Origin of the sequence: Pseudomonas sp. G11 (assembly GCF_029457515.1) — a bacterium.
Classification (GTDB): Bacteria; Pseudomonadota; Gammaproteobacteria; order Pseudomonadales; family Pseudomonadaceae; genus Aquipseudomonas; species Aquipseudomonas gorinensis.
This window is the reverse complement of the sequence record NZ_CP120377.1, coordinates 3517972-3543376: the sequence shown is the minus strand read 5'-3', so window position 1 is coordinate 3543376 and position 25405 is coordinate 3517972. Positions and strand designations below refer to the sequence as shown.

The following is a 25405-nucleotide window of genomic DNA, read 5'->3' as shown; positions in this document are numbered from 1 at the left end:
AATAGAAGCAAGGAGATACACCATGAAACCTACAATGGCTCTCAAACCACTGGCTTTCGCTCTCGCTGCGCTCATGGCTGTTGCTGCTCAAGCGGGTCAACCCTACCACCACCCAAAACCGCCAACCGTCGCTGCGGCGGCCGCCAATGACGGTCAAAGCAACCATGGCAACGTGGTGATCAACGACAAAACCCAAAATAACGCATCGGCCAACAGTTCCTACAACCACAGCAGTGGCGTAGCCAACGGCAACGTTCTCAGCGGTGACAACAACCAAGGCAAAAACGATGTAGTCGTCCAGTCTGCCGATGCAGACTTCGTGTTCGCCGCTGTGAACTCTGCACAATCGAACACCGGTAACCTGGTGATCAACAGCGGTACCAAAAACAATGCGTCCCTCAACGATAGCGGTAACAACGCTTCGGGCATCATTCAGTTGAACGCCGCAGCGGGCACGTCCAACCAAGCCAGCAACAGCACTGTCGTTCAATCGAACAAAGATGGCTCTGGCGGCCTCGCAACCGTCAATGGTGTGCAGGAAGTTAGCAGCAACCTGACCCTCAATATCAGCAGCGGCCACAGCTGGAGCACCAAACCTGTTGTCAACAACGCCAGCGTGAACAACTCGATGAACTACAGCTCTGGGGTGTCGAACTCTAACGTTCTGTCGGGCAGCAACAACCAAGGTCAGAACAACGTTGTGGTCCAATCCACCACTCGCTTCTGATCCAGATCGGGCCTTGGCAACAAGGCCCTTTTTATTTCCAGTGTCCAACAGGTCATACGATCATGCGCCTCGTCGCCTTCTGCCTGCTGCTAGCACTCACCGGCCCAACCTGGGCAGGACAATTGGCCGTGGTCATGCCCGGCGGTGGGTTGATCTACAAAAAGGTCGAAAGCATTCGCGAGCGCAAATTCGCCAACCTGGTGGAACAGAAAACCGACTTCAGCTGCGGTGCCGCCGCACTCGCCACCATCCTGCGCCAAGCCTATTGGATGGACGTGGACGAAGACCACGTCATCAAGGGCATGCTGCTCAACGCCGACCAGGATCTGGTGCGTACCCAGGGCTTCTCCATGCTCGACATGAAGCGCTACCTGGAAAGCATCCACATGCGTGCCAGGGGCTATCGGATCACTCCAGAAGTGCTGATTACCGTGAAAGTGCCCGTTGTAGTGCTGCTGGACATTCGCGGCTACAAACATTTCGTGGTGTTGCAGCGCGCCGATAAGGACTGGGTGTACATCGGCGACCCCGTGCTGGGTCACAAGCGTTATGCCAAAGACGATTTCATCAAAGGCTGGAACGGCATCGTCTTCGCCGTACTGGGTGAAGGCTACGACAAAGCCAATGCCCTGCTCGACCCGCCCACGCCGCTGACCGCCAAGAAACAGTTGAACGAGTTCAGCCCGGTACGCGACAGCGAATTGATGGATTTCGGTTTTATCTCGAGCGACTTCTTCTAGAAGCGCAAGAAGGAGCAGACGATGAACACTCTCCGTTGGCTGACAGTCATGTGCCTGGCAGCCTCAGCACCTGTGTATGCCTCGTCGGCGTTCAAGCCGATCGAACTCAAGGATTCGGAAATGGCCGAGCTGCGCGGCCGCTATGTGATGCCGGGGCGGATTATCAGCTTTGGCATTGTGATGAGCAGTACCTGGACCAATGCTGCCGGTGCAACGGTCACCGGCACCGCCAACATGCAAGTCAACTCGTCCACTGTCACCCCGCAGTTTTACGTACAGATTACCGGCAACGATGGTTCCGGAGTGGTCAAGCAACCTCAAGGCACTGGCACGGTGGTCGGCGGCGCAGGGCTCGGTACAGGCCAGGGCGTGGTCCAGACGGTGCGGGCCGCGGGTGACGGCAACACGGCCACCAACGGTGTCGACATCAACGTCACCAAAAACGGCTTGGCCCCCGCCAACTACGTACAGTCAGGGCAGGCCCTGGTGGCAGGCCAGTCGATCACCGGTAGCACCGCTGCTGGCCAGGTCACCGTAACCGCCAAGAACGGCGGGCTGCAAATGGCGCTACTGGCCAATAACAACCAGGGCAATGTCGTGCAGCAAATCGGCGGCGGCAACGTGCTGCAAGGCACTGTCATTCAAGGCAACAGCAACTTCGTGAGCAACTTGACCAACCTCAATGTAGTGCTGGGAAACAACGGTTTGAACAACATCACGCAAAACCTTAACTTGGATCAACTTAAAGGCCTCCGTCCCGCCGGTTATTGAACTACGCTGAGCCACGACACTTACGCATTAAAAAAAGGGACGGCTATTTCATGCATCGATCGTTATCGTTACGTGCCGTGGTTTGTTTGAGTACGCTCCTGCCGGCATCCGTGCTGTATGCCGCACCGGAGGCAGATATCGAAACCCTGAAACAGGAGCTGCTGGAACTTAAACAACGCTATGAAGTGCAGCAAAAAGCACTGGCGGTACTGGAGCAACGGGTACGGCAGGTAGAAGACCAACCCGCAACGCCTGCCCCTAAACGCCTGGTCAAATCTCCCGCCGATCTGCGCAAAGGCGGCACCACAGTGGCCGGCAATACACCGGGGGCCGGTGCAGCGACGGCGTCGGGCGGCGCAGGTGGCGGCAGTTCCTACGGGCAAAGCCTGAAGGACGACTCGGCGCCCGCACAAAGTGTGAGCAACTTGTACAACGAGGCCAGCGGCTTTTTCGGCAATGGCAAGTTCAGCTTCGAAACCGGCATTACTTATGCCCGCTACGATGCTCGCCAGTTGTCCCTCAATGGTTTCCTGGCGCTCGATTCGATCTTCCTGGGCAACATCAACCTGGACCGGATCAAGTCGGACAGTTGGACCTTGGACATGACCGGGCGTTACAACGTGGACAACCGCTGGCAATTCGATGTGAACGTGCCAGTGGTGTACCGCGAATCGACTTACCAGTCCGGTGGTGCCGGCGGCAGCTCCAACGTCACCTCGGAAGGTTCGGTCACTCGCAATCCGACCATCGGCGACGTCAACTTCGGCATTGCCTACAAGTTCCTCGACGAGAGCGTCAGCCTACCGGATGCCGTAGTGTCGTTGCGGGTCAAGGCCCCTACCGGCGAGGATCCCTATGGCATCAAGCTGATCGAGCAGCCCGGCAACGACAACCTTGCCGTGCCGGAAAGCCTGCCTACGGGCAACGGTGTGTGGTCGATCACGCCGGGGATATCCCTGGTCAAGACGTTCGACCCGGCGGTGCTGTTCGGATCGCTGTCCTATACCCATAACTTCGAAGACTCGTTCAGCGATATCAGCCCCAACGTCAACCAGAAAATACCCGGCAAGATTCACCTGGGGGACAGCTTCCAGTTCGGTGTCGGCGTAGCCTTCGCCCTGAACGAAAAGATGAGTATGTCGTTCTCGGTGTCCGATCTGGTACAGCGCAAGAGCAAAGTCAAGCAGGACGGCGGCGACTGGCAATCGGTGGTCTCCAGCGACGCCAATGCGGGCTACTTCAACGTGGGCATGACCATTGCGGCATCGGATAACCTGACGATCGTGCCGAACCTGGCGATCGGCATGACGGATGATGCGCCGGACTTCACCTTCAGCTTGAAATTCCCGTATTACTTCTAGCGGCATCGGGACACGGAGCGTCCCAGCCGGTGTTCCTTGGCTGCGCAAGGGGACCTTTGACAAAGGAAAAGCCCCGCAACGATAAGGGTCGTTGCGGGGCTTTTCGGTTTACCCGCCCTAGCGGATCTGGTGTTTGTGCAGCAACCGGTAGAACGTCGGCCGGGAAACGCCCAACACACGGGCCGCGACGCTCAGGTTGTCACTGTGCCGGTTGAGCACATCGCACAGCGCCTGGCGTTCGGCGCGGTGCTTGTAATCTTCCAGTGTAGCCATCGGCGAAGAAATTGCCTGTTCGCCTTCCAGGCCCAGATCAACGGCTTCGATCTGCCGCCCTTCAGCCAGCACCAGGCCACGCCGTACGCGGTTGGCCAGTTCACGTACATTGCCCGGCCACGGGTGTTGCCCCATGGCGACCAGGGCGCCCTCGCTGAAACTGCGCGGGCGCCGGCCGGTTTCCTGGCTGTAGAAGCGTGAAAAGTGATTGGCCAACATCGCCACATCACCGTGGCGTTCGCGCAGGGGCGCGGTGACCACTTGCAGCACATTCAGGCGGTAATACAGGTCTTCGCGAAACGTGCCCTTGGCCACCGCCGCTTCCAAGTCAACGTGGGTCGCTGCCAGCACACGCACATCCACGGGGATGGGCTGGCTGCCGCCGACCCGTTCAATCTGTTTTTCCTGGAGAAAGCGCAGCAGGTTGGCTTGCAGTTCCATCGGCAAATCGCCGATTTCATCGAGGAACAGCGTGCCGCCGTTCGCCGCCTCGATCCGCCCGACCTTACGCTGATGGGCGCCGGTAAACGCGCCTTTTTCATGGCCGAACAGCTCAGACTGAATCAGGTGTTCGGGGATCGCCCCGCAGTTGATCGCTACAAACGGCTTGGCATGGCGCTGGGATTGCCGATGCAGGGTCTTGGCGACCAGTTCTTTACCCGTACCGCTGTCGCCGCGAATCAGTACCGGCGACTCCGTGGGCGCAAGCTTCGACAATAGTTTGCGCAACTCGCGGATCGGCCGGCTGTCGCCGAGCAATTCATGTTCGGGCTCGTTGACCGGGGCATGGCCCTTGCCTCGCAGGCGCGCCATGCCAAAGGCGCGGCCCAGGGTGACCTGCACCCGGGAGACATCGAATGGCAGGGTGTGGAAGTCGAAGAACCACTCGCAGACAAAATCACCGACGTTCTGCAGGCGCAACACTTCCTGGTTGAGCACGGCGATCCACTCGGTGCCACTGCGGCTGATCAGCTCCTTGACGGCCTCGGGACGCTCCAGGTGATAAGGCTGCAAACGCAGCAAGCCCACATCGCAGGACCGGTCTCCCACCGCTTCCAGGGTACAGCTGTCCACCTCCCACCCGGCAGTGCGCAGGCCAGGCAATAGCGCATGGCAGTCATCGCAGGGATCGACCACAAGCAAACGGCGCTGGACAGGTGTAACAACCATGACTATTCCTTGGCGCCAAAAATAGTAAAGTTATTTAGAAACAACAGTTTGTGACGCCTGGCGGTAACACTAGCAAGGTATTGACGCGGCGCTTGTACCATTTCGCTATAAGTGCGGGCAAAAAGCCATCTGCCTGCGATTCCGGGTAAAAAGTTGCTTCGCCTGGAGACTTACATTGCGCTTTCAAAACAGCCGCTTACATGACTTCAATCAGGGAAAGTTGAAAATTGTTGCTCTAACATGTGACCCGTACCCCATCATCGTGCATCAGTACAAGTAACCGCCGCACGGACTGCCCAACCGCCGGCACTTAATTGAATGGGCAATGAGAGAGAAGACCCACATGAACGCCCCGCTCCGCATCAACGAAGCTCTTTTGATCGCAGACCGTGCTTTCCAGCCCTTTCAGTGTGTGGCCTGGCACGATGGCAATGGCGCCCTCAGCCTGAGCGTCGTCGACCGCACCAACAAACGTATCGGCCGCAAACAGCTGTCGTCGAGTGCCTACACCGACCCGGCACAACTGGAAGACTTGTTGTTGCAAGCCCGCGCCGAACTCGACAAAGATGGCTACCAGTTACAGTCCTGGGCAATGCCCAAGTAAATCGGCGCGGCAACTTCCGATCATTGCCCCATTGCAAAACAATGATCGGAAGTTCGCTGTTAGAGTACAGGCGGTTTAACTTTTCGCCCTGACTGCGCCGCAAGAATAAACCGTTCGATCGCTTCGGCTGCACCGTCTTCGAGATTACTGCCGGTGACAACATTGGCCTGGCGCTTGACGCTTTCTTCAGCCTGCCCCATGGCAATCGACAACCCCGCCACCTGAAACATCGCCGGGTCGTTGCCGCCGTCGCCGATGACCGCCGTCTGCTCCAGCGGCACCCCGAGGTGCGCCGCCAGGGTCTTCAAGGCTTCACCCTTGTTGGCCTTCATCGCCGTCACATCCAGGTAGATCGGTTGCGAACGCGATACCTGGGCCAGCCCCTGCACCTTGGGCTGCAATTGCGCTTCAAGTTCCACCAGCAATGGCGCGTTGCGGCTGGCGGCGACGATCTTGTCGACCCGATCCAGGTACGGCTCAAAACTCTCGACCACTCGCGGCCCATACCCCAAACCAGCAGCTTCCACCGCTACCATGGGGCCGGACGGATCGCGCCGCAGCCATTCACTGTCGGCAAACACCCAGACTTCCACGTCCGGCACCCCGGAAAACAGCGCCAACGTCACCAGCGCCGCCTCCGCGGGTAAATAATGCGCCACCAGCACAGTGCCATCAGGGTTGACCAACGTGCCGCCATTGAAGCCGGCCACGGGCACGTCGATGCCGAACGCTTCGATCATCTGCAACATCGCCTTGGGCGGGCGTCCGCTGGCCAGGCTGAACAGTACCCCGGCAGCGCGCAAGGCACGCACCGTGTCGAGGGTGCGCTGGGTCGGGGTGTGATCAGGACGCAGCAAGGTGCCGTCCATATCACTCAATACAAACCGGACGGGATGGATCGCTGCGTCACTCATCCGAGCGAATGCCAGGCACGGCCATCGCGGGCCAGCAACGCATCGGCCGCCGCCGGACCATCTTCACCGGCCTTGTAGGCCTGGATCCCGTCGTCCTCTTTCCACGCATCGAGAAACGGCTGCACCGCACGCCAGCCGTTTTCGATGTTGTCGGCGCGCTGGAACAAGGTCTGGTCTCCGGTCATGCAGTCGTAGATCAAGGTTTCGTAACCGGTCGACGGTTGCATCTCGAAGAAGTCCTCGTAGGCAAAACCCAACTCGATATTGGCCATGTCCAATGTCGGCCCGGGCCTTTTAGCCAGCAGGTCGAACCACATGCCTTCATTGGGCTGGATCTGGATCTTCAGGTAGGTGGGCTTGAGCTCATCGACCTCGGTATCGCGAAACTGTGCATACGGCGCCGGCTTGAAGCAGATCACGATCTCGGTGTCGCGAATGCTCATGCGCTTGCCGGTACGCAGGTAGAACGGCACGCCGACCCAACGCCAGTTGTCGATCATCACCTTGAGGGCGACAAACGTCTCGGTGCTGCTGTCGGGCGCCACGTTGGCTTCCTCGCGGTAGCCGGGCAGCGCCTTGCCACCGATCTCACCGGCGGTGTATTGCCCGCGCACCGAATTGGCCCGCGCATCTTCCAGGGACCAGGGGCGTACAGCCCCGATCACCTTGGCCTTCTCGCCCCGTACTGCATCGGCGCCAAACGCCGCAGGTGGCTCCATGGCCACCATCGCCAGCAACTGGAACAGATGGTTGGGCACCATATCGCGCAAGGTGCCGGTTTTTTCGAAGAAATTACCCCGGGTTTCCACGCCCACCGTTTCCGCCGCGGTGATCTGCACGTGGTCGATGTAATGGTTGTTCCAGAACGCTTCGAACAGCACGTTGGAGAAACGACTGATCAAGATGTTCTGCACCGTCTCCTTGCCCAGGTAATGGTCGATGCGATAGATCTGCTTCTCGCTCATCACTTTGAGCAGGCTGGCATTCAGCGCTTCGGCAGTGGCCAGGTCGGAGCCAAAGGGCTTTTCGATCACCACGCGGCGGAAGCTGTCATCGGTTTCCGTCAACAAGCCGGCACTGCCCAGGCGCTGCACCACTTCACTGAAGAAGCGCGGCGCGGTGGCCAGGTAGAACACCGCGTTGCCGGTGCCACTGTCGGCGATCTTCTTGCCGATGTCGGCGTAGGTGCTGTCGTCGAGGAAGTCGCCCTCGACGTAGCTGATGCCCTTGGCCAGCTGCGCCCACAGTTTTGGGTCCAGGGCATTGTCGGCGCTACCCCTGACCTTCCCGGCAGCTTCGGTGCGAATGAAGTCCTCGAGTTTCTTGGCGAAGTCGGCATCGCTGATGGCGTTGTGATCAACGCCGACAATGCGCAGGCCATCGCCCAGCAGGCCGTCACGGCTGAGGTTGTACAGCGCCGGCATGAGCAGGCGCTTGACCAGGTCGCCGTGGGCGCCAAACAGAAACAGGGTGGTGGGAGGAGCGGGTTCGGCCTTGGTTTTTTTGCCGTTGGCGGTCATTTTTTGGAAGTCTCCACATGACCACCAAAGCCGAAGCGCATGGCAGACAGCATCTTGTCACCGTAGGTGCTCTGCTGGCGGGAACGGAAACGCGCGAACAGCGACGTGGACAGCACCGGCACCGGCACGGCTTGCTCCATGGCGGCCTCGATGGTCCAGCGGCCTTCGCCACTGTCGGCAACGGAGCCGGAGTAGCCGTCGAGTTTCGGGTCGGTGGCCAGGGCATCGGCGGTCAGGTCCAGCAACCAGGACGACACCACGCTGCCACGGCGCCAGACTTCGGCGATATCGGCAACGTTCAGGTCAAAGCGCTGGTCTTGCGGCAGGTTTTCCGAGTTCTTGGTCTTGAGAATGTCAAACCCTTCGGCAAACGCCTGCATCATCCCGTACTCGATGCCGTTGTGGATCATCTTGACGAAGTGCCCGGAACCCGCAGGGCCCGCATGGATATAGCCATGCTCGGCGCGGGGGTCAGCGGCAGCGGAGCGGTCCTTGGTGCGCGGGATATTGCCCAGGCCCGGCGCCAGGCTGGCGAAGATCGGGTCGAGTCGCTGCACGGTCTCGGTGTCGCCACCGATCATCATGCAGTAACCGCGCTCCAGCCCCCAGACGCCGCCGGACGTGCCGACGTCGACATAGTGCAGGCCTTTTTCCGACAACGTCTTGGCGCGACGAACATCGTCCTTATAGTTGGTGTTGCCGCCGTCGATGATCACATCACCGTCTTCCAGCAGTTCGCTCAACTCATTGATGGTGTTTTCAGTGGGGTCGCCTGCCGGCAACATGACCCAAACGGCGCGAGGCTTTTGCAGCCCGGCAACCAGGGCTTTCAAGTCGGCGACGCCGGTGGCGCCCTCCTCGCTCAAGCCTTTGACAAATGCTTCGTTACGGTCGTAAACAACGGTGGTATGCCCATTGAGCATCAGGCGCCGTGCAATATTCCCGCCCATGCGGCCTAGTCCGATAATCCCCAGTTGCATGTGCTGATGCTCCTAACTACTCAAAAAATGTGTGCCTAGTTTATAGCGCAATGAAGCTATTGAGGGTTAGTCCAGCGCGGATGGCGGTAGTTTCATGACAAAAAAGTAGCCATCGTTTCACCATCACGCCGACAAAAGTCACACGACCATCAAAAATAAAAAAGTTCCCTTGATACGAAAAAGAATTCAGAATTGCTTCCGACTGATGCCGAGAACCTCGAATCAAGCGTTCTGGCGTCGCGATCTACCGGCTATTTGCGAGGTAAGCAATGAGCACAGCACAGATGAACCGCCCGGCACAGACCCTCTACGTCACCATCCGCCGCGATGAGTTGCGCCAACTGAAGGACGAACGCGATCAACTGCTGATGCAAGTCGCGCAGTTGCAGATGCAATTGCAAGGCCCCAGCGCCGTCGCACTGGCAGCCCCCGCCCACGGCTGAGCCCAGCGGGCATACAGGGGTAAAAACCGCTGTGCCTCTCGCTCCCGGATACCACTGCTGGCGATAACCGCCATCGGCTCTGCGCTTCGCGAAGTTGGTCGTCACAACCGGTCTCGTACCTGAGGCCCGCCAACTTCAAATGCCCTTTGCCCAAGGTCCTCACACCCCGGCGTCCTGAGTGGAAGCGCTTCTCCACCCGCCGTTCGAATCCCTCGATCAATTCCGGCCCTTTGCAGCGGGCGGTCTTATCCGTCCACGCCCAAATGTCGAGCCTCACCGCGAAACGCGGCAGATCAGCCAGCGGCGCCTGGATCAGTACCGGGCTCGAGAGGGGCAAACACCGCGTCTTAAACTCACAAACTTTTCACACACGACTGTCGATACTGCGCCCGATGAATGTCCGGTCTGCGGATGAAAACCCGTGCGGGTACTGCTAACCGATGATTGAATTTAAGTTTGCTGGAGCGCTGGATGGCGATGTTCAAACGCAGCACCAAGTCTGCGAAAGGCTTTGATTGGGCCGGCCTTGGCTGGTTGTTTCTGTTTTTCTGGTACTTCTCGGGTATTACCCAACTCCTCATACAACTGACCGGCACCTCCGGTTTCAGCGGCTTTCGCCAAGCCTTCTTCATGAGCGCACTGTGGCTCGCGCCGATGTTGTTATTCCCGCGCCGCACCCGCCTGCTCGCCGCGTTGATCGGTGTGGTGCTGTGGGCCTGCTCCATGGCCAGCCTGGGTTATTTCTTCATCTACCAGCAGGAATTCTCCCAAAGCGTCATCTTCATCATGTTCGAGTCGAACATCTCTGAAGCCGGTGAATACGCGACCCAATATTTTGCCTGGTGGATCGTGCTGGCGTTCATCGCCCATACCGCCCTGGCCGTGTTCCTGTGGACGCGCCTGCGCCCGGTGTACCTGCCCCGTGGTCAATCGATACTGGCGGCGACGGCAATTGTGCTGGCCGTCGTGGGCTACCCGCTGGTCAAGCAGATCGCCACGAGCGACAACATGGAACAGGCCATCGACCGCTTTGAAACCCGCGTCGAACCGGCCGTGCCGTGGCAGATGATCGTGGCCTATCGTCGCTACACCGAGCAGCTCGACAACATGCAGGGCATGCTCACCAGCGCCAGCCAGATTCCGCCCTTGAAGAACCTCAAGGACAGCATGGCCAACCAACCCTCGACCCTGGTATTGGTGATCGGCGAGTCCACCAACCGCCAGCGCATGAGCCTCTATGGCTACCCGCGCAACACCACGCCCGAGCTGGACAAGCTGCGCGACCAACTGGCGGTATTCGACAACGTCATCACCCCGCGCCCCTACACCATCGAAGCGCTGCAACAGGTGCTGACCTTCGCCGACGAAGAAAACCCGGACCTGTACCTCAAGACGCCGTCGATCGTCAGCATGATGAAACAGGCGGGCTACAAGACCTACTGGATCACCAACCAGCAGACCATGACCAAGCGCAACACCATGCTCACGACCTTTTCCGAACAGGCCGACGAGCAGGTGTACCTCAACAACAACCGCAACCAGAACGCCCGCCAGTATGACGGCGACGTACTGGAGCCATTCGCCAAGGCCATGGCCGACCCGGCCGAGCGCAAGTTCATCGTGGTGCACCTGCTGGGCACGCACATGAGCTATCAGTACCGTTATCCGCCGACCTTCGACAAATTCACCGATCGCCAGGGGGTTCCGGCAGGCATCAGCGACGCCCAGCTGCCCACCTACAACAGCTATGACAACGCCGTGCTGTACAACGACTTCGTGGTCTCCAGCCTGATCAAGAGCTACGCCAAGACCGACCCCAACGGCTTCTTGCTGTACCTGTCCGACCACGGTGAAGACGTCTTCGACTCCGCCGGCCACAGCACCCTGGGGCGCAACGAAGGCAAACCCACCGCACCGATGTACACCATCCCGTTCATGGCCTACGCCTCTCCCAAGTGGCGCGAAACCCACGACTGGAGTTTTGCCGGCGACCTGCAGCGCCCCTATAGCAGCTCGCAGTTGATTCATACCTGGGCAGACCTGGCCGGGCTGAGTTTCGACGAGCTGGACCGCAGCAAAAGCCTGGTCAGCGACAGTTTCAAGCCGCGCCCGCTGCTGATCGGCAACCCTTACGAGCGCCAGCAGAAAGCCTTGATCGACTTCAGCCTGATCAAGCCAAAGAAAGCTGACGGGGCAGAAGTCGTAGCGAAGTGACCACCAGCGTCGCCCCAGCGACGATAACAATCATTCTCGTTTAAGCCTAAAGTTTCACGCCTCCTTTCGTCTTTGAGCCAAGGCCTTTTCTTACTGGGAAGGCTTCAAAGACGACAAGGAGTCTTCCGCGATGTTCGCGCCTCTCACCCGTTCCATGACCTTCACCCTCGGCCTGTTCAGTATCGGACTGAGCCCCGACCTGCTGGCTGAAAACGACCCCGAGCAAACGCCCGCCACCGCGTTGGAGCTGGGCAGCACCCGCGTCACCGCCGAAGGCCTGGGGGCCACTACCGAGCACACCGGGGCCTACACCACCGGTTCGATGAGCACCGCCACGCGGCTGAACCTATCGATCAAGGAAACCCCTCAATCCATTTCGGTGATCACCCGCCAGCAAATGGATGACTTCAATCTCAATACCCTGACCGACGCCCTGCGCCAGACCACCGGGGTCACGGTGCAGCACCTGGATTCCGACCGTGCCGGTTATTCCTCCCGGGGCTATTCCATCAATAATTTCCAGGTGGATGGCATGCTCAACACGTTCGGGCGCATGAAGTCCGACGCCGACACCATCATTTACGACCGTATCGAAGTGGTACGCGGCGCCACCGGCTTGACCACCGGCGCGGGCGATCCCTCAGCCACCGTGAACATGATCCGTAAGCGCCCGACCGCGCAATGGCAGGCCAGGGCCGGTGTCAGCGGCGCCAGCCATGACAATTACTACAGCTATCTGGACGTCGGCGGTCCGCTGGGCTTTGATGGGCGCCTGCGCGGGCGTAGCGTCATGGCCTACCGCGACAGCCAATCCTTTCGCGACAATTACGCGCTGCAACGGGAAGTGGGCTACGGGATCCTCGAGGCCGATTTGACGGACGATACCGTGGTGGCGGTCGGGTTCGATTATCAGAACAAGCATGTGCAAGGTACCTCCTGGGGCACCCTGCCTTACTGGAACAGTGACGGTGGTAAAGCTCGGCTGCCACGCTCGGCCAATATGGCCGCCGATTGGAGTTCCTGGCCACTGAAGGACCAGACCACCTTCGCATCCATCGATCACAAGCTGTCCGCCGACTGGCGCCTCAAGGCCGCCTACACCCACCGCCAGAGCGACACCGATGGCAAGGTGTATTACGGTGGCGCGGGATTCCCTAATGCCGATGGCAGCGGCATGACCGCCTGGACCAACCAGATGGTCGGCACCTCGAAAATGGACGTGGTGGATTTCAACCTGGCCGGCGCCTATTCGCTGCTGGGCCGCGAGCATGAATTGATGGTGGGATATGGCGAGTCGCAGCAGCGCGACACTTCGCCCTTCCAACGCAATCGCTCTCCCGCCGATTACGTCACCATCCCTGATTGGCAACACATGGGCGGTATCGCCAAATTTCCCGACCGCACCACCGGGCTCAAAGGCTCCCACTCCAGCAAACAGCAGAAAGCCGGCTACCTGGCCACTCGCCTGAGCCTGACCGACAAGTTGCACGCCGTGCTGGGCAGCCGCTATGGCAGTTGGGAAATCGAAAGCGTCGCGCCAGAATACGATGCCAACAACCAACTGACCCGAGCCCCCAAGACCCGCCAGACTCACAACGACATGTTGACCCCGTATGCGGGGCTGCTCTACGACATCACCTCGCAGTACACGCTTTACGCCAGCTACACCGATATCTTCAACCCACAGGATGAGCGCGACGCCAGCCGCAAGTACCTGGAGCCGGTGGTGGGCAGCAATTACGAGGTGGGACTCAAGGGCAGCCTGCTGGACGAGCGCTTGAACCTGGCCGCCGCCTACTTCTGGAGTACCCAGGACAACGTGGCCGAGTTGGACAACAGCGCCGAGCCCGACCGGGAAACGGGCGAGCAGTTCTACACATCCGGCGGCAAGGGCAACCAGGTGCAAGGCTTTGAAGTTGAAGTGTCGGGCGAGGTCATGCCGGACTGGAACCTCACGGCGGGCTACACCTACACCCATTCGCTCAACGGCGACAAACAGCGCAGCAATACTGACCAGCCGATGAACCTGTTGAAGCTGTCCAGCACCTATCGCCTGCCGGGCGAATGGCGCGGATTGACGGTGGGCGGTGCGGTGAACTGGCAAAGCGACTTCTACGCATTTGCCGACCGTCCGATCGGCGGTCGCGACGCGGACGGCTACCTGATCACCGAATCAACGAAGATCACACAGCAGGCTTATACCGTGGTCAATCTGATGTCTCGTTATCAATTCGACGAACATGTTTCGGCGTCAGTTAACGTCAACAATTTATTTGATGAAAGATATTACGAGCGCGTCGGCTTTTATAATGGCGTGTATTGGGGCGAACCCCGCTCGATCACCTTGGCATTGGACTGGAGACTGTAAGACTTTTTAACCCGAAGTTAACGAAAATGTTAACTTCGGGGGCAGTTCCGCGTTAATTCCCACTTAATAAGATCACTCCACACTCGCCCCATGAATCTGATCAAGGACAGAGCGGATACCGATCACTCTTAACGGGAACACTGCCATGAAACTCTCCACCCTGATGCTTGCCAGCCTGATGACCCTGACCTCCGCCGCCGCATTCGCAGAAGGCGGCTCAGAGCGTTCGAAGGCGTTTTACAACGACTTCAGTTTCGTCCAGCAAAAACTCCACGGCACCGCCGAACAAACGGAAGTCGCCGACGGCAAGACATTAAAAATCGACTCTGCCGAACAAAAAACGGCCGAGCCACAATCAAAGAGTTAATTAACGCTGACTTATCCGCAACACCCTGTGCCATTCCGCTCCGTTGGCAAAGGTTTAATAGGCGCCATTTGATGGCGCCTTTTTTTTCGACGGTTATTTATTACAGCGGCTTGTTCCAGAACAACATGCGCCCATGGGCCGGATCGAACACCGAGTCGTCAAAACCGAACTTGCGGTAGGCCGACTGGGCCACGGCATTGCCCTCCAGCACTTCCAGGGTGATCTTGCAGCAGCCGCGCTGGCGAGCGATTTCCTCGACCTTGTGCAGCATCTTCTGGCTCAGCCCCAGGCCACGAAATGGATTCATCACCACCACGTCGTGAACATTGACCAATGGACGGCAGGCGAACGTGGAAAACCCTTCAAAACAGTTCACCAACCCGGCCGGTTCGCCACCGACAAACGCCAACACGCTAAAAGCATGGGGGCGTTTCGCCAGTTCCGCCGGGAGTTGGCGCAGCAAGTCCGACGGCAGGCTGTGCCCGCCCCCCATAGGGTCTTCTGCATAGTGGTTGAGCACACGACCAATGGCATCGGCATGCACGGGATTGGTGTAGCTGGCTTGCAGCACCAGAATGTCAGGGGTGTCCATTTCCTTCCTCAATCAAAAACAAAAAGGGAATTCAGCTCCCTCCGAAGGGCACGATTGTAAGCATGGCGCCGGTAATAGATGAAGGAGATTAACTACAAATACCTGCCTGAAAACGCGAAGGTTATACCGATCAAAATAGGTTGCCAGGTCATTCCAGGGCCTTTTTCGTACGCTCATACGCCAAAACGCTGTAATTGCATTTCCTCCAATCGGCTCAGGGTGCGACGGAACGGAAACTCCAGGTAGCCTTCGGTGTAGAGGCTTGCCAACGGGACCTTGGCTTCGATGAATAACGGCACCTTGCGGTCGTAGCATTCATCCACCAGCGCGATAAATCTGCGCACGCTGTCATCGTGTACCGAGAGCTCAGGCAATTCGCGATCCCCGGCCACCACGCGCTGGGCAGCGTCCTCGGTGCCACGGGCAATCCGGCCAGGGCGCCTTTGCGCACTGAGGTTGGGCACCTCCCCCAGCAAAATCGCTTTGAAACGGTCGCACAGCAGCATGAAGTCCATGGCGGCCAGGGGTTGTTCGCACAGGTCGGCATAGCGGCACCACAGCACGGTGTCACTGGCCTGCACAGCCACAATCGAGCGGTGCCCAACGCTGACCGCCCCACTGCTCACCCGTTGCCCCTGGCTCAGTTGTTTGAACAGCGTGGCCAACGCCTCCGGTTGGTTGACCCAATAACGCTGCACACCCACACCCGGATGCAGTCGATGATCCTCGCCACCGTCCACCGCCACCACGCGCATATGCTGCTTGATGGCCTCGATACCTGGCAGGAAACGCTCACGATTGAAACCGTCTGCATACAGTTGGTCGGGCGGCTGGTTTGAGGTGCAGACCATGACCACCCCCTCCTCGAACATGACCTGGAACAGGCGGCCAAGGATGATCGCATCACCAATGTCGCTGACGAATAACTCGTCGAAGCACAGCACCCGCACCTCCCGGCCCAGTTCACGGGCCAGGGCCTGCAACGGGTCGGGAATGCCGGAGAGCTGGAACAAGCGCTGATGCACCCAGCCCATGAAGTGATGGAAATGCTGGCGCCGCGCGGGTACACGCAGGCTGTGGTAGAACTGGTCCATCAACCAGGTTTTGCCCCGGCCCACCGGCCCCCATAGATACACCCCGGTGATCGGTGGGTGGCCCCGGTGCAGGGCTTCGTGACAGGCTTGCAGGGCATCCACTGCCTGGCGCTGGGCGTCATCGGCAACGAAGCCCTGCTGGGCGATGGCATGTTGATAAGCGGCGAGAGGCGAGTCGAAAGTCATGCGCGCCAGTATGACTTACACAGAGATATCCAGCCGTGAAATCTTGCCCTGCTCGTTCAGGCGAAAGGTGTAGCGCAACGCCAGCGGGCTGCCAGGGAAATTGCCCGAGACACTGTTGCTGACCAGCACCTTGCCGGTGCGGTGCTGTACGTTGAGCACCTCGACCCGCGGCTCGTAGCGCCGCCCGGTGTCTTCCATCCAGCGGGCGATGGCAGCAGGACCGACCTGATGCTCGCCCTCATCGAACACGTGGGCATCGTCGGCAAAACAATCGGCGACGGTCGAGGTGTCACCGCTGTTGGTCGCGGCGAGATAGGCAACGATGGCCGGGGCCAGCAGTGAATGGTGACCGGACATGGCACAGCTCCTTCTGAGTGGTTGTGGGGCCATGCTAAGCCAGGGTCGTGTCAGTTTTTGTCAGGAGTGAATGGCCCGGTGTCATTCTGTTCCAGCAATTTACGCCAGGCGCGCAGCCAGTCACTGCGTCGCCCCGGGTAGCGCTCGCCACGGGCTTGCGCGGTGGCGACACGGTCGGTCCGAAAGGTGCGATACGCGCCCCGCAGTTCGCACCAGGCCACGATCACCCGCACCTCATTGAGAAAACCCAGGGCTAAAGGCCAGATCAGGCGTTGACTCTGGGTCTGGCTGGCATCCGCGTAATCGATATGCAGCTTGGCCTGGTTGCGAATGGCCTCGCGAAACACATTCAACGGTACGCGGTTTTCCGGATAACCAAACCCTGGCGGCCCCGGCAGCAGCGTCGGGTTGCGCAACGCCTCCTGGGCGGCGGGGTCCAGCACATCGGCAATTTTTGCCAGGGCGTTGGCCGCGGCGCGGCTGAGCACATCATCGCCACGCTGATCCACATAACGCAGGCCGAGCACGATGGCTTCGGTTTCCTCGGCGTTCAGCATCAAGGGCGGTAGAAACAAGCCACTGCGCAACACATACCCGACGCCCGCCTCCCCGAAGATCGGCGCGCCCAAGGCAGTCAAAGCGGCGATATCGCGATACAAGGTGCGCTCGGACACCTCCAACTGTGCGGCGAGCACAGCCGCGGTCACCGGGCGTTTCTTGCCTCGCAGGGCCTGGAGCAAAGACAGTAGACGAGTGGTACGCGACACGTTGATCCCGCCGGCAAAAGGAAAAATGTGCAGCAGCTTAGCAGAGCGCCCTGCCAGAAAATGTCAGGAGTAAAAAGCGCCTCATCACACCACGGGCCCACGTGAGAAGCCGGTGTGACCGCCCTGATGAGCTTCGTTCTTTAAAGTGTTTGACATGGTTGCCTGAAGCAACAATATTATTGACTCAGGCAACCATAAGAGCATGCGCCATGTCCACATCCTTGCTTGTCGAACGCGCCGGCATCGTGCGCGGCTTCAATCGTTTCTATACCCATCAGATCGGCGTACTGCAGGAGCACCTGCTGCAAAGCGACTATTCCCTCACCGAGATCCGGGTGCTGTATGAGCTGTCGTCGCGCGGCGACCTGACCAGCGCCGACCTGTGCCAGATGCTCAGCCTGGATGCGGGCTACCTGAGCCGGTTGACCAGCGGTTTCGAAAAGCAAGGCTTGATCCAAAAGCTCCGCTCACCCACCGACGCGCGCGCCGTGCAATTGCACCTCACCGAACAAGGCCGCTCCGTGCTGGCGCCCCTGGAGCAACAGACCCAGGACGAAGTCATTGCCCTGCTGCAAGCCCTGCCTGAGCCACAACAACAGCAACTGACCGCCGCCATGCAGCGCATTCAATCCTTGTTGCAAGGCACCCCGCCGAGCTACCTGCTGCGTGACCCGCAGCCAGGCGACATGGGCTTGGTGGTGCAGCAGCAATCGGCCTTGTATGCGCGGGAATACCAATGGAACTGGGAGTTCGAAGCACTGGTGGCGGAGATCGTCGCCAAGTACCTGCGCGAGTTCGACCCAACGCGTGAGCGCTGCTGGATCGCCGAAAAGGATGGCGCGGTGGTGGGTTCGGTATTCGTGGTGCGTCATGACGACAGCACCGCCCAACTGCGCATGCTCTACGTCGACGCCAGCGCCAGGGGCCTGGGTATCGGCCAGCGCCTGGTCGATGAATGCCTGCGCTTTGCCCGCGATGCCGGCTACACGCGCATGATGTTGTGGACCATGAGCGCGCTGACCGATGCGCGCAGGCTCTACCAGAAAGCCGGTTTCGAGCTGGAGGAAGAGGAACCTACCCTCAGTTTTGGCAAGGCCCTGGTCAGCCAGACCTGGGCCCGCGCACTGTAAAAAAAGGGCCTGGAGAACCCAGGCCCTGGCCCTTTTACAGGTCGGTGATTTCCTTGTGGCGCGGCACCAGCGTCTTCATCACGCTCCAGGCCACCAGGTAAGCCAGCGCGCAGATCGCGAACATGATCATGTAGCCGGTGTGGATATCGCCGATGGACTTGTAGTAATCGAACACCCAGCCCCCGATCTTGGTCATCACCACCCCGCCCAGGCCACCGGCCATGCCGCCAATGCCGACCACCGACGCCACGGTTTTCTGCGGGAACATGTCGGACACGGTGGTGAAGATATTGCACGACCACGCCTGGTGCGCCGAGGCGCCCACACCAATCAACAACACCGGCACCCAGAAGCTGATATAGCCCAGGGGCTGTGCCAGCAATACCACCAGCGGGAACAACGCGATCACCAGCATGGCTTTCATCCGCCCGTCATAGGGCGCGTCGCCACGGGCCATGAAGTAGCTGGGGAACCAGCCGCCGCCGATGCTGCCGACCATGGTCATGCTGTACAGCACTGCCAGCGGCATGACGATATCGGCGCCTTTCATGCCGTATTGCGCCGACAGGTAGGTGGGCAACCAGAACAGGAAGAACCACCACACGCCGTCGGTCATGAACTTGCCAAAGGCAAACGCCCAGGTCTGGCGGTAGGTGAGCAACTTGAACCATGAGACTTTCTTCTCGACCGCGCCCGCCATTGCCGGGGGGAATGGCTGCACCGTCTGGTCGCTGCGAATGTACGCCAGCTCCTCGGCAGACAGGCGTTTTTGCTGCTCCGGCTTTTCGTAGACCGCTGCCCACACCGCGACCCAGACGAAGCCGAGCATGCCGATGACCATAAAGGCCGCTTCCCACCCCCACATCCCGGCGATCAGCGGCACGCAAATCGGTGCCAGGATCGCGCCGACGTTGGCGCCCGAGTTGAAAATGCCGGTGGCCAGGGAGCGCTCTTTCTTTGGGAAATACTCGGCAGTGGCCTTGATCGCAATCGGAAAGTTACCCGCTTCGCCAATCGCCAATACCGCGCGCGACAGCATGAAGCCAGCGATGGAGACCGGGATCACCGCCAGGCCGATCGCCCCGCTCACGGCAGCAATCCCCTCACCCATCGGTACCGAGAACGCATGCATGATGGCGCCGGTGGACCAGATCGCAATCGCGATCACGTACGCCGCCTTGGTGCCGATCTTGTCGACGAACCGCCCGGCAAACAGCATGGAAATCGCATAGACAAACTGAAACACCGCCGCAATGTTGGCGTAGTCGGTGTTGCTCCAGCCGAATTGCGTGGACAACTGCGGCGCCAACAGGCTGAGCACCTGGCGGTCGAGGTAATTGACGGTGGTGGCGAAGAACAGCATCGCGCAGATGGTCCAGCGATAGTTGCCTACAGCTTGGCCAACGCGCTGGGCGTTGATGGGCTCGATCAAGTTCATGGCATCACTTTTTATTTTTGTTAGGTAGGACACATGTAACGTCATATGTCGTCGTACAACTGTGGCTTTTATATCGGGCTGCCTTTCCGCTGTCAATGTGAAATATTGAGGCTTTGGTGGGCTATCGCGCGGGGGTGAAAAACGTCAACGCAGCTATGTTGTAGGACAACAAACGCGCATCACCCGGCTCGGCGCTTTGCCGGGCACATCATCGAGCACACCGAATGGCTGCATGCCGACCTTCTCCAGCACACGGATCGACGCCGCGTGGTCGGGCCGCACCAGGCCGAACACCTCCGGTAAACCGAGGGTGTCAAACGCCAGCGCCAGGGCATCGCGTGCCAACTCTGTGGCATAGCCCTGCCCCCAGGCTTCCACGGCGAAGCGATAGCCCAGGTTGATGCGCGGTTGCGTGAGGTAGTTGAACGGCGCAATACCGCCGAAGCCGATGATGTGCTCCGGGGCTTGCCGATGGGCAATCGCCCACCAGCCATAGCCGTGGGTGGCCCACTGTGCGATCCAGTGGTCGAGCAGGTGTTGGGCAGCGGACAGGCTGGGCATGGGCCCGGCGGGATTGAAGAGGTTGGTTTGGGAATCGCCGAAGATCGCAAACAATCGCTGCACGTCCCCAGGCAGTGGCTGACGGTAGACAAGACGGGAAGTGGTGGCGGGCATCGGGATCAGTCCTCTTCAAAACTGTGGCGAGCGGGCTTGCCCCGCGTTGGGCTGTGAAGCAGCCCCAAAACCAGGCGCCTCGGCGTACCTGATGTTTAACCGTTGTGCTGATGGGGGCTGCTGCGCAGCCCAACGCGGGGCAAGCCCTAATGCCGTTCAGTTAAGAGTACATCGCCTTCTGTAGGAGCGAGCTTGCTCGCGAAAAACGTCAACGATAACGCGTGTTTCCTGAGTGAACGCGGCGCCTGTGAGTTTTTCGCGAGCAAGCTCGCTCCTACAAAAAAGCCTTAACTGAACGGCATTAGGGCAAGCCCGCTCGCCACAACAGGCGCGCTCACCACAACTGGTCCGCTCGGCACTGGGGAAGCGCCTCCCCCGAAAATCCTGGCGATTGCAGGCAAATTGCGCCCCAGGCAAAAAAACGTAAATAACGGTGAATTATTTCGTGTCCGCTTATATCTGAACTGACAGAGCGGTGCCATCGCAACGATGGCACCTCCCCTGTTCTGTTTTAGAGTGGCCCGCATGAAATTACGTAAGAAAAGCGTCAAACCCATCGGTTTGAAAGACATCACCATCGTCGACGACGCCAAGATGCGCAAGGCGATCACCGCCGCGGCATTGGGTAACGCCATGGAATGGTTCGACTTTGGTGTCTATGGGTTTGTTGCCTATGTGCTCGGCAAGGTGTTCTTCCCCGACGCCTCCCCCAGCGTCCAAATGATCGCTGCCCTGGCCACCTTCTCCGTGCCCTTCCTGATTCGCCCCCTCGGTGGCCTGTTCTTCGGCGCGCTGGGGGACAAATACGGGCGACAAAAAGTCCTCGCCGCCACCATCGTGATCATGTCGTTGAGCACCTTCGCCATCGGCTTGATTCCCGGTTATGCCTCGATTGGCATCTGGGCACCGATCCTGCTGCTGTTGTGCAAGATGGCCCAAGGGTTCTCGGTAGGCGGTGAATACACCGGCGCATCGATTTTCGTTGCCGAATACGCGCCCGACCGCAAGCGCGGCTTCCTCGGCAGCTGGCTGGACTTTGGTTCCATCGCCGGTTTTGTCCTCGGCGCAGGTGTGGTTGTACTGATCTCCAGCGTCCTCGGCGAAGCCGACTTCGAGTCCTGGGGCTGGCGCTTGCCGTTCTTTCTCGCCCTGCCCCTGGGCCTCATCGGCCTGTACCTGCGCCATGCACTGGAAGAAACCCCTGCCTTCCAACAACATGTCGATAAGCTCGAACAGGGCGACCGCGAAGGCCTGACCCATGGCCCCAAGGTGTCCTTCAAGGAAATCGCCACCCAGCATTGGCGCAGCCTGCTGACCTGCATCGGGATCGTCGCGGCGACCAACGTGACGTACTACATGCTGCTCACCTACATGCCCAGCTACCTGTCCCATAACCTGCATTACAAAGAAAACAGCGGCGTGCTGATCATCATCGCGATCATGGTCGGCATGCTGTTCGTGCAGCCGTTCATTGGCTTTATCAGCGACAAGGTCGGGCGCAAGCCGTTCATCATCGCGGGCAGCATCGGCCTGCTGTTTCTCTCGATCCCGGCGTTCATGCTGATCACCAGCGGCAAGATCGGCCTGATCTTCAGCGGCTTGCTGATCCTGGCCATCGTGCTTAACTTCTTCATCGGCGTGATGGCCTCGACCCTGCCTGCGATGTTCCCCACCCACCTGCGCTACAGCGCCCTGGCCAGCGCGTTCAACGTCTCGGTATTGATCGCCGGCGTAACGCCGACCGCCGTGGCCTGGCTGGTGGAAAGCACCAACGACCTGTACATGCCCGCCTATTACCTGATGGTATTTGCCGTGGTGGGCCTGGTCACCGGCCTGACCATGAAGGAAACCGCCAACAAACCCCTGCGCGGCGCGGCACCAGCGGCTTCCGACATGGCAGAAGCCAAGGAGCTGCTGCAAGAGCACCACGACAATATCGAGCAGAAAATCGAAGACATCGACGCCGAGATCGCCGAGCTGGAAGCCAAGCGCCAGAACCTCGTGCAGCAGCATCCGCGCATTAATTAAGACCTTATCGCGCGTGGCGACCGGGGTCGCCACGCCATTGGATTGGAGTGTTGAGCATGGTTCCAAGCGTCACTGCTACACACGCGTTACTCAGCGCCGATGAACGCGCTGCCATCGCCGAAATAGAAGCCACCACCAGCATCCTGCAACTGGTTACCCGCCTGACGGGCATGCGCTTCGCCGGCATCGCCAAATTCACCGACCTGGAATGGATCGTCTGCTCCGTGCACGACCCCCTCGACATGGGCATCCATGTCGATGACGTGCTCGACCTGGAAACCACCCTGTGCAGTGAGTTCTGTATCAACCCCCATACCTTGTTCATCCCGCAAGTCAGCCAGAACGGCCGCTTTGCCGCACGCCCGGTGGTCAAGCAATACGCCATCGAGAGCTACGCTGGCGCACCGATTTTCCTCCCCGACGGCCGCCTGTTCGGCGCGCTGTGCGCACTGGATTCGAGGGCAATGCTGTTCGATGACCCCAACCTGCCGGAAACCCTCAGCCTGTTCGCCCGCCTGATCGGCTGCATCTTCTACGCTAACTTGACGACGACTGAGCATTGATCTCTGACTTGCCGCGCAACGCGGCAATGTCTCGCTTGGGTGGCGCGCCAAACAGGCGGCTGTATTCGCGGCTGAACTGGGACGGGCTTTCATAACCCACCTTGAACGCTGCACGGGAGACATCCTGGTGCTCGTTCAACATCAATCGTCGCGCCTCGTTCAAGCGCAACCACTTCTGGTACTGCAACGGGCTCATCGCCGTCAGTTGGCGGAAGTGATGGTGAAAGGTGGCGGCGCTCATCTGCACGCGCGCCGCCAGTTCCTCTATACGCAGCGTCGCGTCGTAGTTGAGCTTCAGCCAGTCGACGGCCTTGGCGATTCGATAGCCCTGCCCGTCAACCGCACAGATCTGGCGCAGCCGAACCGCCTGGTCGCTCTTGAGCAGCCGGTAATGAATTTCACGGCTGATCAGCGGGGCCAGAACCGGTATCGCTTCCGGCTCATCGAGCAGCGCCACCAGGCGCGCAAAGGATGCAAGCATCCCGTCGGTGATCGCGCCAATCCCAACCCCCTTCATCACCGCGGGTTCACGCAGCGGCGGCAGCTCACTCTGGGCGATCAGTTCGGTCAATACGCGCAGGTCCAACTGGAACGTCAGCCCCAGGCAAGGGTTAGCGGGACTGGCGACCCGCACTTGCGAATTGGCCGGGATGTCCAGGGAAGTGAGCAGGAAACGGGACGTGTCATACGGGTACCCCTCGCCGCCGACCCACAGCTGTTTCTCGCCCTGGGCCACGAGGATGACGCTGGGCTCGACCATGCACACCACTGGCGCCGAAGGATGCTCACGTCGATAAAACCCCAGGCCCGGGATCGGCATGGCGTAGTCGCCGGGTGTCGAGATACGCGAGCCGATGGACTGCACCAGCGTCGCCAGGAGGGAATGATTGATCGTCATGACAGGCTCTTTGCTTTCGTCTCGGAACTGTAGCGCGCCAGCTGTTGGGCGTCCCCGACAAACCTCAAAACTCAGAGGATCAGGCAAGTAATCCAGTGGAACGCACTACAGGACCACGGGCTGCATCGGGAAAATGGGCACACCAACTTCGCCAAGGGAACCGCCAATGAAAAGCCTCTTGTTCGCCCTGGGTTTGTTGGTGACCTCTTTTTCCTCACTGGGAGCCGACATGTCCAACGGTGCAAGTAACTTCTACACCAGCGACAAGGTGAGCGTGGAAAAGGTCACCTTCAACAACCAATACGGCATGCGGGTGGCGGGCAATCTGTTCGTGCCCAAACACCTCGCACCCACCACAAAGAATGCCGCAATCATCGTGGGCCACCCGATGGGAGCCGTCAAAGAACAAAGCGCCAACCTGTACGCCACCAAGATGGCCGAACAGGGCTTTGTCGCCCTGTCCCTGGACCTGTCGTTCTGGGGTGAAAGCGCAGGCACGCCGCGCAATGCGGTGCTGCCCGACCTCTATAGCGAAGATTTCAGTGCCGCCGTGGATTTCCTCGGCAGCCGCCCGATGGTCGACCGTGAACGCATTGGCGTCATCGGCGTGTGTGGCAGTGGCAGCTTCGCCATCAGCGCGGCGAAAATCGACCCACGCCTCAAGGCCATCGCCACGGTCAGCATGTACGACATGGGCGCCGCCAACCGTAACGGGCTCAAGCACGGCGTGACCCTGGAACAACGCCGGCAGGTGCTGCTCCAGGCCGCCAACCAGCGCTATGTTGAGTTCCAAGGTGGCGAAACCCTCTACACCGGTGGTACGCCGCATGTGCTGACCGGCGATGCCGTGGGGGATGAGTTCTACGATTTCTACCGCACACCACGTGGGGAGTTCACCCCGTCCGGAGCCTCGGCACGGACCACCACCCGGCCAACGCTGACCAGCAACGTGAAGTTCATGAACTTCTACCCGTTCAACGACATCGAGACGATCTCCCCACGCCCGCTGTTGCTGATTGCCGGCGCCAATGCCCACTCCCGTGAATTCAGCGAGGACGCCTACGCCCGTGCCGCGCAACCCAAGACGCTGCTGATCGTGCCCAACGCCGGGCACGTGGATCTCTATGACCGAGTCGACCTGATCCCCTTTGCCCAGCTCACCACCTTCTTCCGCACGTACTTGAAATAACCGCCTCGATGCGCGGCCTCACTGTCGAGGCCGCCG

The 25405-nt window shown here is 59.7% G+C and carries 24 protein-coding genes; 13 read left to right on the top strand and 11 right to left on the bottom strand.

The genetic code is table 11. The features are described 5' to 3' along the window. Nucleotides 1–22: 22 nt before the first annotated feature. The 4 genes from P2T68_RS16240 to P2T68_RS16225 all read left to right on the top strand — a co-directional run bounded on the left by P2T68_RS16240 (nt 23) and on the right by P2T68_RS16225 (nt 3599). On the top strand, nt 23–727 hold the full coding sequence (locus tag P2T68_RS16240) for a hypothetical protein (protein ID WP_024075828.1): 705 nt from the start codon (nt 23–25) through the stop codon (nt 725–727). A 62-nt stretch (nt 728–789) separates the two neighbouring features. Beyond that, complete coding sequence (locus P2T68_RS16235) at nt 790–1467, top strand: C39 family peptidase (protein WP_024075829.1); 678 nt, start codon at nt 790–792, stop codon at nt 1465–1467. Nucleotides 1468–1488: 21 nt separating this feature from the next. Beyond that, nucleotides 1489–2238 (top strand): hypothetical protein, encoded by a 750-nt coding sequence (locus P2T68_RS16230; protein WP_024075830.1) that lies wholly within the window; start codon nt 1489–1491, stop codon nt 2236–2238. A gap of 50 nt (nt 2239–2288) precedes the next feature. Continuing rightward, entirely contained in the window at nt 2289–3599 is a 1311-nt protein-coding gene (locus P2T68_RS16225) for a transporter (RefSeq protein WP_024075831.1), read from the top strand. A 117-nt stretch (nt 3600–3716) separates the two neighbouring features. Here P2T68_RS16225 and P2T68_RS16220 read toward each other — a convergent pair whose 3' ends face one another. Then, nucleotides 3717–5042, bottom strand: coding sequence for a sigma-54 dependent transcriptional regulator (locus P2T68_RS16220; protein ID WP_024075832.1), 1326 nt, complete (start codon nt 5040–5042; stop codon nt 3717–3719). 343 nt (nt 5043–5385) lie between these two features. Between P2T68_RS16220 and P2T68_RS16215 the strand changes: the two genes are divergently transcribed. Beyond that, nucleotides 5386–5646 carry a hypothetical protein gene (locus P2T68_RS16215; protein WP_024075833.1) on the top strand — a complete coding sequence of 87 codons (261 nt, stop codon included), beginning with the start codon at nt 5386–5388 and terminating at the stop codon, nt 5644–5646. A 59-nt stretch (nt 5647–5705) separates the two neighbouring features. Here the strand turns inward: P2T68_RS16215 and P2T68_RS16210 are convergent, their stop codons facing one another. The 3 genes from P2T68_RS16210 to gnd are packed head-to-tail and all read right to left on the bottom strand — an operon-like array spanning nt 5706 to nt 9060. Further along, on the bottom strand, nt 5706–6560 hold the full coding sequence (locus tag P2T68_RS16210; protein WP_277379590.1) for an HAD family hydrolase: 855 nt from the start codon (nt 6558–6560) through the stop codon (nt 5706–5708). Further along, the gene (zwf, locus tag P2T68_RS16205; protein ID WP_150295002.1) at nt 6557–8080 is read right to left on the bottom strand and encodes a glucose-6-phosphate dehydrogenase; all 1524 of its coding nucleotides are present in this window, start codon (nt 8078–8080) and stop codon (nt 6557–6559) included. Before zwf ends, P2T68_RS16210 begins: the two co-directional genes overlap by 4 nt. Then, nucleotides 8077–9060, bottom strand: coding sequence for a phosphogluconate dehydrogenase (NAD(+)-dependent, decarboxylating) (gene gnd, locus P2T68_RS16200; protein WP_024075836.1), 984 nt, complete (start codon nt 9058–9060; stop codon nt 8077–8079). The genes zwf and gnd overlap by 4 nt, the downstream gene beginning before the upstream one ends. A 269-nt stretch (nt 9061–9329) precedes the next feature. Between gnd and P2T68_RS16195 the strand changes: the two genes are divergently transcribed. From P2T68_RS16195 to P2T68_RS16180, 4 genes are all read left to right on the top strand, one after another. Beyond that, nucleotides 9330–9503 carry a DUF6026 family protein gene (locus tag P2T68_RS16195; RefSeq protein WP_024075837.1) on the top strand — a complete coding sequence of 58 codons (174 nt, stop codon included), beginning with the start codon at nt 9330–9332 and terminating at the stop codon, nt 9501–9503. Nucleotides 9504–9974: 471 nt separating this feature from the next. Next, complete coding sequence (locus tag P2T68_RS16190; RefSeq protein WP_024075838.1) at nt 9975–11717, top strand: phosphoethanolamine transferase CptA; 1743 nt, start codon at nt 9975–9977, stop codon at nt 11715–11717. Nucleotides 11718–11847: 130 nt separating this feature from the next. Further along, nucleotides 11848–14085 (top strand): TonB-dependent siderophore receptor, encoded by a 2238-nt coding sequence (locus P2T68_RS16185; RefSeq protein WP_277379589.1) that lies wholly within the window; start codon nt 11848–11850, stop codon nt 14083–14085. Nucleotides 14086–14230: 145 nt separating this feature from the next. Next, complete coding sequence (locus P2T68_RS16180; RefSeq protein WP_024075840.1) at nt 14231–14452, top strand: hypothetical protein; 222 nt, start codon at nt 14231–14233, stop codon at nt 14450–14452. Nucleotides 14453–14552: 100 nt separating this feature from the next. On the opposite strand, the gene P2T68_RS16175 is transcribed toward P2T68_RS16180, so the two are convergent. From P2T68_RS16175 to P2T68_RS16160, 4 genes are all read right to left on the bottom strand, one after another. Continuing rightward, nucleotides 14553–15044 (bottom strand): GNAT family N-acetyltransferase, encoded by a 492-nt coding sequence (locus tag P2T68_RS16175; RefSeq protein WP_024075841.1) that lies wholly within the window; start codon nt 15042–15044, stop codon nt 14553–14555. 173 nt (nt 15045–15217) lie between these two features. Next, entirely contained in the window at nt 15218–16324 is a 1107-nt protein-coding gene (gene zapE / locus P2T68_RS16170) for a cell division protein ZapE (protein WP_277379588.1), read from the bottom strand. Between the two features lie 15 nt (nt 16325–16339). Then, nucleotides 16340–16681, bottom strand: coding sequence for a nuclear transport factor 2 family protein (locus P2T68_RS16165; RefSeq protein WP_024075843.1), 342 nt, complete (start codon nt 16679–16681; stop codon nt 16340–16342). 50 nt (nt 16682–16731) lie between these two features. Next, nucleotides 16732–17448, bottom strand: a complete 717-nt coding sequence (locus P2T68_RS16160; RefSeq protein WP_150295009.1) for a YafY family protein — start codon at nt 17446–17448, stop codon at nt 16732–16734. Nucleotides 17449–17657: 209 nt separating this feature from the next. Here P2T68_RS16160 and P2T68_RS16155 point away from each other — a divergent pair, with 209 nt between their 5' ends. After that, complete coding sequence (locus P2T68_RS16155; RefSeq protein ID WP_277379587.1) at nt 17658–18578, top strand: helix-turn-helix domain-containing GNAT family N-acetyltransferase; 921 nt, start codon at nt 17658–17660, stop codon at nt 18576–18578. A 34-nt stretch (nt 18579–18612) separates the two neighbouring features. Here the strand turns inward: P2T68_RS16155 and P2T68_RS16150 are convergent, their stop codons facing one another. Both P2T68_RS16150 and P2T68_RS16145 read right to left on the bottom strand, forming a co-directional pair. Beyond that, entirely contained in the window at nt 18613–20016 is a 1404-nt protein-coding gene (locus tag P2T68_RS16150; protein WP_024075846.1) for an MFS transporter, read from the bottom strand. 153 nt (nt 20017–20169) lie between these two features. Further along, entirely contained in the window at nt 20170–20691 is a 522-nt protein-coding gene (locus P2T68_RS16145) for a GNAT family N-acetyltransferase (RefSeq protein WP_069075822.1), read from the bottom strand. A gap of 525 nt (nt 20692–21216) precedes the next feature. Here P2T68_RS16145 and proP point away from each other — a divergent pair. Then, the gene (gene proP / locus P2T68_RS16140; protein ID WP_024075848.1) at nt 21217–22719 is read left to right on the top strand and encodes a glycine betaine/L-proline transporter ProP; all 1503 of its coding nucleotides are present in this window, start codon (nt 21217–21219) and stop codon (nt 22717–22719) included. Nucleotides 22720–22775: 56 nt separating this feature from the next. After that, entirely contained in the window at nt 22776–23282 is a 507-nt protein-coding gene (locus tag P2T68_RS16135) for a GAF domain-containing protein (RefSeq protein WP_024075849.1), read from the top strand. Here P2T68_RS16135 and P2T68_RS16130 read toward each other — a convergent pair. Continuing rightward, nucleotides 23257–24180 (bottom strand): AraC family transcriptional regulator, encoded by a 924-nt coding sequence (locus tag P2T68_RS16130; RefSeq protein ID WP_024075850.1) that lies wholly within the window; start codon nt 24178–24180, stop codon nt 23257–23259. The two genes, P2T68_RS16135 and P2T68_RS16130, sit on opposite strands and share 26 nt — an antisense overlap. Nucleotides 24181–24346: 166 nt before the next feature. On the opposite strand from P2T68_RS16130, the gene P2T68_RS16125 reads away from it, so the two are divergent. Next, nucleotides 24347–25369, top strand: a complete 1023-nt coding sequence (locus tag P2T68_RS16125; RefSeq protein WP_168232903.1) for an alpha/beta hydrolase — start codon at nt 24347–24349, stop codon at nt 25367–25369. Nucleotides 25370–25405: the final 36 nt, after the last annotated feature.

What these genes read in the sequence shown, in the direction of transcription:
- P2T68_RS16240 (WP_024075828.1), top strand. Translation starts at nt 23, where the DNA reads ATGAAACCTACAATGGCTCTCAAACCACTGGCTTTCGCTCTCGCTGCG.
- P2T68_RS16235 (WP_024075829.1), top strand. Translation starts at nt 790, where the DNA reads ATGCGCCTCGTCGCCTTCTGCCTGCTGCTAGCACTCACCGGCCCAACC.
- P2T68_RS16230 (WP_024075830.1), top strand. Translation starts at nt 1,489, where the DNA reads ATGAACACTCTCCGTTGGCTGACAGTCATGTGCCTGGCAGCCTCAGCA.
- P2T68_RS16225 (WP_024075831.1), top strand. Translation starts at nt 2,289, where the DNA reads ATGCATCGATCGTTATCGTTACGTGCCGTGGTTTGTTTGAGTACGCTC.
- P2T68_RS16220 (WP_024075832.1), bottom strand. Translation starts at nt 5,042, where the DNA reads ATGGTTGTTACACCTGTCCAGCGCCGTTTGCTTGTGGTCGATCCCTGC.
- P2T68_RS16215 (WP_024075833.1), top strand. Translation starts at nt 5,386, where the DNA reads ATGAACGCCCCGCTCCGCATCAACGAAGCTCTTTTGATCGCAGACCGT.
- P2T68_RS16210 (WP_277379590.1), bottom strand. Translation starts at nt 6,560, where the DNA reads ATGAGTGACGCAGCGATCCATCCCGTCCGGTTTGTATTGAGTGATATG.
- zwf (WP_150295002.1), bottom strand. Translation starts at nt 8,080, where the DNA reads ATGACCGCCAACGGCAAAAAAACCAAGGCCGAACCCGCTCCTCCCACC.
- gnd (WP_024075836.1), bottom strand. Translation starts at nt 9,060, where the DNA reads ATGCAACTGGGGATTATCGGACTAGGCCGCATGGGCGGGAATATTGCA.
- P2T68_RS16195 (WP_024075837.1), top strand. Translation starts at nt 9,330, where the DNA reads ATGAGCACAGCACAGATGAACCGCCCGGCACAGACCCTCTACGTCACC.
- P2T68_RS16190 (WP_024075838.1), top strand. Translation starts at nt 9,975, where the DNA reads ATGGCGATGTTCAAACGCAGCACCAAGTCTGCGAAAGGCTTTGATTGG.
- P2T68_RS16185 (WP_277379589.1), top strand. Translation starts at nt 11,848, where the DNA reads ATGTTCGCGCCTCTCACCCGTTCCATGACCTTCACCCTCGGCCTGTTC.
- P2T68_RS16180 (WP_024075840.1), top strand. Translation starts at nt 14,231, where the DNA reads ATGAAACTCTCCACCCTGATGCTTGCCAGCCTGATGACCCTGACCTCC.
- P2T68_RS16175 (WP_024075841.1), bottom strand. Translation starts at nt 15,044, where the DNA reads ATGGACACCCCTGACATTCTGGTGCTGCAAGCCAGCTACACCAATCCC.
- zapE (WP_277379588.1), bottom strand. Translation starts at nt 16,324, where the DNA reads ATGACTTTCGACTCGCCTCTCGCCGCTTATCAACATGCCATCGCCCAG.
- P2T68_RS16165 (WP_024075843.1), bottom strand. Translation starts at nt 16,681, where the DNA reads ATGTCCGGTCACCATTCACTGCTGGCCCCGGCCATCGTTGCCTATCTC.
- P2T68_RS16155 (WP_277379587.1), top strand. Translation starts at nt 17,658, where the DNA reads ATGTCCACATCCTTGCTTGTCGAACGCGCCGGCATCGTGCGCGGCTTC.
- P2T68_RS16150 (WP_024075846.1), bottom strand. Translation starts at nt 20,016, where the DNA reads ATGAACTTGATCGAGCCCATCAACGCCCAGCGCGTTGGCCAAGCTGTA.
- P2T68_RS16145 (WP_069075822.1), bottom strand. Translation starts at nt 20,691, where the DNA reads ATGCCCGCCACCACTTCCCGTCTTGTCTACCGTCAGCCACTGCCTGGG.
- proP (WP_024075848.1), top strand. Translation starts at nt 21,217, where the DNA reads ATGAAATTACGTAAGAAAAGCGTCAAACCCATCGGTTTGAAAGACATC.
- P2T68_RS16135 (WP_024075849.1), top strand. Translation starts at nt 22,776, where the DNA reads ATGGTTCCAAGCGTCACTGCTACACACGCGTTACTCAGCGCCGATGAA.
- P2T68_RS16130 (WP_024075850.1), bottom strand. Translation starts at nt 24,180, where the DNA reads ATGACGATCAATCATTCCCTCCTGGCGACGCTGGTGCAGTCCATCGGC.
- P2T68_RS16125 (WP_168232903.1), top strand. Translation starts at nt 24,347, where the DNA reads ATGAAAAGCCTCTTGTTCGCCCTGGGTTTGTTGGTGACCTCTTTTTCC.